Source organism: Bradyrhizobium sp. Kon58 (genome assembly GCF_055807455.1).
In genome coordinates this window covers 1-238 of the sequence record NZ_JBVVOT010000644.1, presented here as the reverse complement: position 1 = coordinate 238, position 238 = coordinate 1, and the positions used below count along the sequence as shown (strand labels likewise).

Annotated in this window: 1 protein-coding gene; it reads left to right on the top strand. The window is 63.9% G+C overall.

The window, feature by feature from the left end:
• Positions 1–238 (top strand): winged helix-turn-helix domain-containing protein (locus AC0L20_RS41805; protein ID WP_473295962.1); only part of this gene is annotated, 238 nt, incomplete at both ends.

The following is a 238-nucleotide window of genomic DNA, read 5'->3' as shown; positions in this document are numbered from 1 at the left end:
CGTGCGGCGTGCTGGTCTACGACATCGACACGCGGCGCTTCACGGTGGGTGGCGAATTGCTCACGTTGACGTCCCGCGAGCAAGCGGTGCTTGAAGCACTGATCGCCCGGCCCGGCCGCGTAATGAGCAAGGAGCAACTGGCTTCGCAGGTGTTCGGTCTCGACGAAGAAGCCAGCCCCGACGCGATCGAAATTTACGTGCACCGCCTGCGCAAGAAACTCGACGGCCAGCCCATCGC